Here is an 8,363-nt window from a genome sequence, read left to right on the forward strand (position 1 = left end):
CTGGTGATCATGTCCTTCGTTCGGTCGACGCTGGTGAGTTGGCAGCAGACTTCGAGCTCGTCAGGCAGGGTGTTAGAGCCTGTCGGAGTGCGCATGTAGATCGGCGTGATGCATTCCGCCGCCGCCGTGCGCCGTACACACTCGGTCAGCTGGGCCCATGATCCACAGGCCGCCCGAGGCCGGCCGGAAGCCAAGGGATACCCAGGTGCGGCGCAACTTCTCGAGGGCAGGTTTGAAGATCGAGTCGTCGTCGATCAGGGTGTGGTCGAGGTCGTTGGGAAGGGAAGAACAGCAACAAGCCGCGCTTCGCCGGGCGGAAGGATGCGCAGCAGCCGATTCTCGCGCCCGGTCCGTTGGAGGTACTGCATGTAGCTGTCGGCTAGCTCGGTCTTCGCCTCTGGTGCGGGCAGATTGCGACCCGTCCAGGTGACGATTTCGCCGAGCGGTAACAGCCGGTGAAACATCCGCGACCTCAGGACAACTGTTGTCCGACGGTGAGTGGGTGGCCGGTATGGCTCATCTCGAATCGTTGCTCGCGAGCCTGCGCAAGGTGTTGGGCCGCGCCTCCGCGGGATGGCCGCTGTGGCTCGCGCTCGGGATTTTCGCCGTCCTGGGATACCTGACTGCCTGCGCTCGGGCCGTCCCGTTCAGCGTCCCGTAGATCGAGAGCCATTTCGATGGCACGGTGCTCGACGTCATGCTCCTATACAACCCGAGCGAAGGCGCCGACGCGTTGACCGTGCTTGGAGAAAGGAGACGGCGACACCACGGATATTTCCAGATCGCCGACGTCGCGTTCTTGCTGTGCTACGGAACGGTCTTGGCCGGCGCGGTGTTTGCAGTGTCCGGCGGAGCCGGCGTGGGACGGTGTCGGCACTGCTGCCGCTCGTCACCGCGGTGGTCGACCTGGTGGAGGATGGCGCGGTGTTCGTCGCGCTGGGCACCTTTCCCCGCTCTTCGCGCGGGGTGCTGATAGTGGCTGCCGTGGCCGGAACGATCAAGCTGACCGGATTTGTCTGCATGGTCGCTCTTCTGCTTTTCGGTGTGCTGTACAGGGTTTCGGATGTTCCTCAAGAGGAGGTCAACGTGAGCGTCGAAGATCGAGAAGAAAACATCCACCAAACCTATCTGGCCCTGCGTATCGCCATGATCATGCTCGTGGCGATGCTCTTCCTTGCCATCCTCTTACAGCTTTGGTTCGTCAACGGTGGGAAGTGCTGGCAGACCTCGATCAGCGCCTACTACTTCACCTCGGTCCGGCCCGTTTTTGTCGGCGTTCTGTGCGCGATCGGCGCTTGTATGATCGTCTATCGCGGAAACACTGATTACGAGAACACCGCGCTCGACTACTCGGGGTTCTTGGCGTTCATCGTCGCGTTCGTGCCGACGAAGATCGACGAAGCCTGTCTCCCGGTCAACGGCCCGGACCGGCCCGAGATCGAGGCCGCGGTCAAGACCAACGTGGGCGCGCTGCTCGTGATCGGCGTGGCCGCCACGATCGTCGGCTTGATCGCGCGGAGACTCCATCAGGGGCAGCTTGAAAGCCCCAGCCTGTACACCGTCATCTCACTGGTGGTGACGCTGGGCGTGTTGCTCTTCGGAATCTGGCTGTACTGGAACGAACGAAACTGGTTCCTCGATCACGGCCACCTCTACGCGGCGGTACCGCTGTTCATCGGGATCATCGTCGTCGTTGTGGCGAACGCCTGGACGGCCCCCCAGGGAACGTTCACGGTCTGGTACATCGCGGTCGCCGTCGCGATGGTCGGGTCGCTCCTTGCCGGAGGCATCCTCTGGCGCGTGGGTGTGCAGCACTGGGCGTTGTGGCTGGAGGCGCTGATCATCCTCTGGTACACAGTGTTCTGGATCGTGCAGACGGCGGAACTCCGTGGCGCGGCGAACCGCACCCAAGTCGGGTGAACCCAGGGGTCACGCCGGCCAGTGACCCCGCGAGTCAGGAGGCAGCGGAAGTCGGCCGCGTCGGTGAAGCTGAGGTGGGCGACCCCGACGACGAGGATCCGGACCAAGCCTCTCGGACAAGACGTGGTTGTGGACTGGACGGCGGTCTGGCGGTCGGTGTGGCCGCACGCGTCGACAGGGGCCCCACGTCGGTCCGGGATGTCCCACGAAAGTGTGAGCCCGCCCGGCCGTGCCGCTTCGGTGGACGGGATGAGAGTTCGCGCTGGTGGTCGGGGTCCACCCGCAGCGGCACCACCTTGTGCAGCTCTTTCGTGCGCGAGCCGGTAGCCGCGTAGGCGTAGTGCAGCCGCCGCGGTCCACCCAGCGCGCTGGGCCGTGCCCGCCGCGTTCGGCCCAGTGCTCGACTCCGGCGGCGGCCTTGGCGCAGCTGAGGTAGACGTGAGCGAAGCATTTGAGTGCGTCGCGGGTGCGAGGTCGGTGTGGTCTTCGACCAACCAGATGCGCTCCGGAATCCGGGACACGCCAGGATCCGGGGCGGCCTGGGGTTCCAGCGCTCGATCCGGCGACGATTCGGCTCAATTCACCGGGGTGGGCGTCGACGGCGCCGCTGGGTCATCGGGGAGTGGTTCGAGCAGGTCGGGCATGTGGGCTCGTAGCGTGTCTCCGAGGCCGCGCAGCGCGTCGAGGCCGACGCGGACCTGGTACATGGCATTGCACAGGTCGTCGGTGATCTCCCCGTCGAAGCGGGCGAGGGTTCCCTCGGCCACCTCAGGGTAGCGCGGGATATAGGCCAGCGCGGCTGTGCTGGTGCCGCCCAGGAACGCGGGAGTATCGGACCGCAGCGCGGTCGACAGTTCCTCCGCTTGGTCGTAGCGTAGCCGGGTCATCCACGTGCTGGAGTTGCCTGGCGCGGTCATCGTCAACTGGAGCCCGCCTGGAGCCCGGCGAACATCAACGGAAGCCAACATGGCCGCGACGCGGACCTTCCGGCGACCGATGCAGCGGGCGGGCGAGTCTCTAGCGCAGCGCGACAACGTTGTCTGCAGAGAGGTCGATCTCGTAGGAATCGCGACGCTCGCGGCTCTTCAGTGCCTATCCTGAGTCCGTACCTAGGTCCCCCGAACCAGCTGGGAAGAGGTGCAACTGGGCTGCGGACTCGTTCACCGCGCGAGCCTGGCCCAGGAGCTGGTTCAGTTGATCGTGTTCAAGGTTCCAGCCGAACAGCGAAACTGCGTGCCCGAGCAACTGCAGCATGGCTATCACGGCAGCCGTAGCCACCAGCTCGGTCAGCGGCCCTGGGTCAAGGGTTACGTGGAAGCCTAAGTGCTCAGAATCGACCCGCTGCAGATGTAAGCCAGCCGTACCGTAGGTGCCGTCCGCAGCCCACGTTGCAAACTTCATCTCCATCTCAAGGCTTCGACAAATGGCAGTGGTCTCAGGCCCGACAAGCTCAGCTGGAACGACGACGGCCTGCGCTTGGGCAACGGTGAGGATTTCGCGCTGACGAGTCTCCACCAGCTCGGCATCGGCCCCGAAGTTGGCAAGCGCGTCCAGAACTCCACGCACCGCGACCCCGAGGCAGGGGCCGTCCGGGGCATCCATCTGTTCGAAGCGAGCGGAAAGGATTCCCAGTCCGCGCAGTGCCGGCAGTGCCTCCACCGGCTGACGCGCTCCCACCAACACGTGGATGCTCTGGAAGAACGCGACCGCCTGCCCAAACATGTTGAAGGCGAACATTGAAGCCTGGGTATGCCTCGCGTATTCCCCACTCGCCGTAGCCTGCTCTACCAGGGGCATCACCGACTCAAGCAACGTTGACACCGGCGAGCCCGGCGTGTGGTCGACCGAAACCTCCTCACCGCTCACCTGGATCGGCGCCTGCCCATTCTCCAGGCGCCCGTGTACCTCCAGTCGTTCCAGTCGGAAACCGACGTCAGGGTGTACGCGGACCGTCATCCGCTCCCTTTGCCTCATTCGGAACGCTGATCCTTCGCGGACGACCGACTCGGTCCCTGTGCTCCACTCGAGCCGCGGGTACCGCTCGCCCTCCAAAGCTGGGTCCTCTGCCGTTCCGGTCAGCTGTCCACGCACGACCTTCCGCATCGACTGGACGTCCTTCAGTGCGATGTTGTTGAGCTCGTCCGCGAGTGTGGCAGGAACGTCGAGGAGACCGATAATTGTCCGGCGGATGTACTGGAAAGTCTTGTCAGCACACATGATGGCTTGCTTGGCGATCCTGTCAAGCTCCCAGATGCCATGCTCAAGCCCGTTGCTGGCATCGTTCGCTGCTTTGTAGGTCTCGGTGTCGCCACGGAAGATGACTTTTTCCCGTATGCGTGCGCCCAAGAGTGCCTTCCATCGTGGCCGCTGTGGGTCGTCGGTTGCAAGGCCATGGTCGTGCGCGAGGTCTTCTTCCGACTTGCCGGTCGCGGCGACGATCTTGCGGATGACAGCTTTCGTGAGGTTCTCGGCCGCGATCCATAGATGATTCAGCGCGAGCCACTCCCCGCCGATGTACCAATCCCGCAGCGCCAACTCGTAGTGCCGCAAGGCTCGGCTGATGCGCGCGCTGTCCGTGGGCACCGTGATATAGGCCAAGCATGCTGCCTCCAGCAGGCGCGTCTGGATAATTCGCCCCTCTGTCAGGGCGCCGCGTTCGTCCGCGATGAAGGTCTGGAGAAACTCCCGCTCTTGGCCGGTGGGAGCCCATGCGTAGGCAAGCAGGACTTCCAGGGGACCGACGCGGACGTTCGCGACGAAGCCGACCATTGTTGCAATGGGGCGAGCGACGTTCGCGAACTTGGCGACGGCATCGTCGAGGGAAGTGGCATGACCGCGAACCTCGACAACCAGCTCACGCGGTAGGTGCTTGCTGCCGTCGTCGACCCAGCGAGTGAATGTACGCACTCGGATGGCCTGGAGGTCAAGTTCCGGCGCGTTCACGACCAGTTCCCAGCCCTCCTCCGGTAGGAACCGCGCCGACGATCGCGCTTGAAGAACGACGATGTATTCGCCTCGATCGGCGTCAGCTGTCGTAGCAACCATGCCAGCCACTATGTGCACCACTCCATGAGGTGATCAATGCCGTTGACCTTCAGTCGCAGCTAGTCGCGCTGGCGTAACAGCTCGCAAGTCACGCTGGCCGTCGGCGAGGAATTGGCGACTGGAGAACGCGGCTCGTTACCAGTGCACGACGGCCCCGAAGGCGTCAAAATGCCAGCACGCCACGACACCCTGTGTGGTCCCGCGGTTGCCCGGATCGGCCGGGTGCATTGTGGGCGCTGGGTCCGAACCGGGTGCCCGGCACGACGTCGAGGAGCATTGCCCTCTGCGGTGGCACAGCCCCGCCCCCGCCGGGCCCGAACGGCACCATCAGTGCCACTACCGCAGCGGGGGGTAGCCGCAGTGACCTGCCGTCAGGATCGACCGGCTCCGCACCGGCCCCGAACGCGTGAAACGCTCAAGACTCGCCGCGGCGTACGCATACCCACCCCGCGAGTTCGTCGGCGCGGATGCCGATGGCGGTCAGCAGGTCGACGATCGGCTGGCGCCGCGGCCGCACCAGATCCCGGTCTCGACCACCCCTCGGCCGCGGCCCGGTATGCGGGCCGGGAAGGTGATCGCCGACGTGCCGCCGCCGTCGGGGCTGGGGCGCCCGGCGGGTATTGGCCGCGCGAGCTCTCGGCGAGAACCCTGACGGGGCTCGCTACGGTCGTGGTGTGACGTTGCTGGGGTTCTTGGAAGACGACGAGTATCTGCCGGAGTACGGGACGTTGGTGGTCCGCGATCGTTACGCCGCGGACGGGCTGGAGCCGCTGGAGAACGAGCTGCTCGGCGAGTTGGCGACCGATGCTCTGTCCGGGACGGTCGCGACGGCGGGGGACGGTTGGGTGCACGGTTATGCCGGTGACCCGTTCCAGTCGGTGCGGCTCGAGGCTCACGACGCGCCGCCGTCGGTTGTCGTCGACGACTGGGAGGACGTGGTCGAGTCGCCGTTCCACAGCCGCAGTGGCCGGGTCGCTCTCGGGCTGCTCACCGGCGGCGAGTACGACGGGACGCTGGAGCTGGGCCGGCTTGGATTGTTCTGCGTGCGGGTCGCTCGCCGCGCGGCCGCGGCGGGGGAGGAGGGCGGCGTCTGGCTGGTGCAGTTCTGGCGGTCCGACGACCCCGGCTTGCCCCGCTGGGTCCGGCGGACCCGGCCGGCGCTCTTCGGGCCCGATCCGGGATGGCAGCAGGTGCTCGGCGATCCCGTGATGTCGGCCGCGTGGGCCGCCGCCGGGTACGGCCCGCCTCGGCCGGATTCCTGGCTCGACGAGCCTTTGCGCGGGGATCCGCCGGACGCGGCGATCTGCGCGCAACTCGGTGTCGAGGTCCCGGTGTCCCACCGGGACGCGGTTGCGTTGCTGGTCGCCGCTGGCGTGTTTGTCGCGGACGGCCACGGCCGCCAGCTCGCCGAACACCCGCCGCTCGCGGCGGAACGCCTCTCCTTGCCGGACGATCTTGCCGCGCAGGTGGAGCGGGCGGCGTCCAGTGCCCGGTACACGTGGGCCGCGGCGGACCTCACCGGTGTCGCCGCGTGGGGTAACCCCGCGCCGGTCGGCGACCTCGCCGAGCGGCTGCTCGTCGCGCCGGGCGAGGTTCCCGGTTTGCTCGCCTACGCCGTGTCGGACCGCCTGGTGCAGCGGGTCGGCGAGGGCATCGTGGCGCTACCGCGGCGGCAGCCGGAGCCGGTGTCGCTGCCGGTGTCGGTGGTGGTGCCGTCGCGGTCGGAGAATCCGGCCACGATCCCGGGAGCGCCGCCGCGGGCCGGGGTCATCGGTGGCAACGGTGAGGTCATCGTGTGGCGGGCGGGCGAGCCGGGCGTGCTCGGCCGTGTCCCGGACCAGTACCGCTACCGTGCGCACGAAACGCCGATGGGGATCACGGTGGCCACATCCGGTGGCCCGGGGATGCTGGTGCGGTGGGACGGCACCACCGAACGGCTGCCGGTCGACCTCGGGTCCCACCCGGTGCGCAGCGCCGACGGGCGGTTCCTGGCCGGGGTCGAGCACCACGTCGGGCGCCGGTCGTGGGACCGGCCGCATCTGCTGGACGTCACCACCGGCGAGGTCGCGTCCCTGCCCCGGACCGACGAGCTGACCCACCGCGTGCTGGCCGTCATCGACGGCGCCCTGTACTACGCCGACGGCTTCCACCTCGGCAGCCGGACGTTCCGCTGGCGCCCGGGTGCCGATCCCGAACCGCTGCCGCCCGGCCTCTGGCAGGTCGATCCGCTTTCGGCGGCGCTGGAACGCGGCCCCGACGGCGTCTTCCGGCACGGCCCGGCCGGCACCCGGGCGCCGGTGCCGGCCGACCGGCAGTACGAGCTCGCCCCGGGCGGCGAGTTGCTGTACGCGTTCCAGTACGCGCTGCCGTCGGTCTGGCTCCTCGACGACGGCGAGCCGGAGGAACACCCGTTACCGGAAGGCTGCGACCTCAGCACGGCGATCCCCTCGGCCCCGTTCTGGGAGACACCCACGACGCTGGTGTTCACCGGCGAGCGCGGCGGCACGAGCCGGCTGGTGCGCTGGGATCTCCGGTCCGGCCGGTTCGACCACTACGACCTGCCCGCCGTGGCCGGATATCGGCCGTTCGCCGTCCAGCCCATCCTCCGCCCGTCGTAGATTAATCAGCGCGCCGAACGAGGGCAGCGCGCTGATCAGCAACGTCGCAGGGTTGATGCGTATGCCCCACCAGAAGTCGGGTGGCGGTCGGAACTGGTGCTCGCCCGCGAAGTCGTCGGACAGCTCGGCCGGCGGGCTGACTTCGTCCTCAAGGACGTGGCTCGTCGGGGTTGGTTCGGTTCGGCCGGTGGCCGTGCAGGACTCTCAGTGCTGTCGGCGATCGGTGAGCCGTTGAGCGTCGCGGTCGGCAGCGGCGGCGTGGTCGCGCTGTACGTGTCCTGGCGGCGCCAGCACTCCACCGAAGCGGACCTGGACAACCGCGAACGGGACCCTGCCGGGTGATGTGGCGGGCCAGATATCCGGTGGTCCGGTCGCTGTTCGTGAAGACCGTGATTGGCAGATAGGTGTACCCGGCTACGTTCGTATGGTGGTTGCGATATCCGGGTGTTGCGACCGGACTTCTTCGTAACAAGTACCTGAGTGTTGACGACTGTTCGGTACGCGAAGGCTCGGCAGCGGGCGCCAAGCCGGAGATGCCGGCGGTAGATCGCCATGTCGAAGGCGGTCGACGTCGAGGTTGGTAAGTCGTTGGTCTGGGCGAGCCACCGGAGGTGGTCGCGGGCCCGGCGCCCGCCGTGCACCGCGGTGGCGTCCAGGAGCGCGCCGACCCCCTGCGTGTCAGGGTGAGTTGAGTCCACTGGTTCACAGCAACCCGGCCTGATGCAGGGCGAGATACGGATCAACTGAGATGACCCGCACGAGCATGTCCTCGCTGGTCGA

Annotated in this window: 7 protein-coding genes; 4 read left to right on the plus strand and 3 right to left on the minus strand. The window is 67.1% G+C overall.

Annotation, left to right across the window (positions count from 1 at the left end; genetic code table 11):
• Positions 1–254 precede the first annotated feature (254 nt).
• Entirely contained in the window at positions 255–464 is a 210-nt protein-coding gene (locus QQ657_RS22455; RefSeq protein ID WP_284744170.1) for a hypothetical protein, read from the minus strand.
• Positions 465–511: 47 nt separating this feature from the next.
• Here QQ657_RS22455 and QQ657_RS22460 point away from each other — a divergent pair, with 47 nt between their 5' ends.
• Together QQ657_RS22460 and QQ657_RS22465 are read left to right on the plus strand one after the other, a co-directional pair.
• Positions 512–661 carry a hypothetical protein gene (locus tag QQ657_RS22460; RefSeq protein WP_284744171.1) on the plus strand — a complete coding sequence of 50 codons (150 nt, stop codon included), beginning with the start codon at positions 512–514 and terminating at the stop codon, positions 659–661.
• Between the two features lie 206 nt (positions 662–867).
• A complete protein-coding gene (locus QQ657_RS22465) occupies positions 868–1,920 on the plus strand; it encodes a hypothetical protein (RefSeq protein ID WP_284744172.1) in 1,053 nt (350 codons plus the stop codon).
• Positions 1,921–2,495: 575 nt separating this feature from the next.
• Here the strand turns inward: QQ657_RS22465 and QQ657_RS22470 are convergent.
• Together QQ657_RS22470 and QQ657_RS22475 are read right to left on the minus strand one after the other, a co-directional pair.
• Complete coding sequence (locus QQ657_RS22470; protein WP_284744173.1) at positions 2,496–2,843, minus strand: hypothetical protein; 348 nt, start codon at positions 2,841–2,843, stop codon at positions 2,496–2,498.
• Between the two features lie 169 nt (positions 2,844–3,012).
• Entirely contained in the window at positions 3,013–4,965 is a 1,953-nt protein-coding gene (locus QQ657_RS22475; protein ID WP_284744174.1) for a hypothetical protein, read from the minus strand.
• A gap of 674 nt (positions 4,966–5,639) precedes the next feature.
• Between QQ657_RS22475 and QQ657_RS22480 the strand changes: the two genes are divergently transcribed.
• Both QQ657_RS22480 and QQ657_RS22485 read left to right on the plus strand, forming a co-directional pair.
• Positions 5,640–7,583, plus strand: a complete 1,944-nt coding sequence (locus tag QQ657_RS22480) for a hypothetical protein (RefSeq protein ID WP_284744175.1) — start codon at positions 5,640–5,642, stop codon at positions 7,581–7,583.
• A 207-nt stretch (positions 7,584–7,790) separates the two neighbouring features.
• Positions 7,791–7,925: a hypothetical protein gene (locus tag QQ657_RS22485; RefSeq protein ID WP_284744185.1), complete on the plus strand. Its 135-nt coding sequence runs from the start codon at positions 7,791–7,793 to the stop codon at positions 7,923–7,925.
• Positions 7,926–8,363: the final 438 nt, after the last annotated feature.

The sequence above is a fragment of the Amycolatopsis ponsaeliensis genome (assembly GCF_030182635.1).
Lineage (GTDB): Bacteria > Actinomycetota > Actinomycetes > Mycobacteriales > Pseudonocardiaceae > Amycolatopsis > Amycolatopsis ponsaeliensis.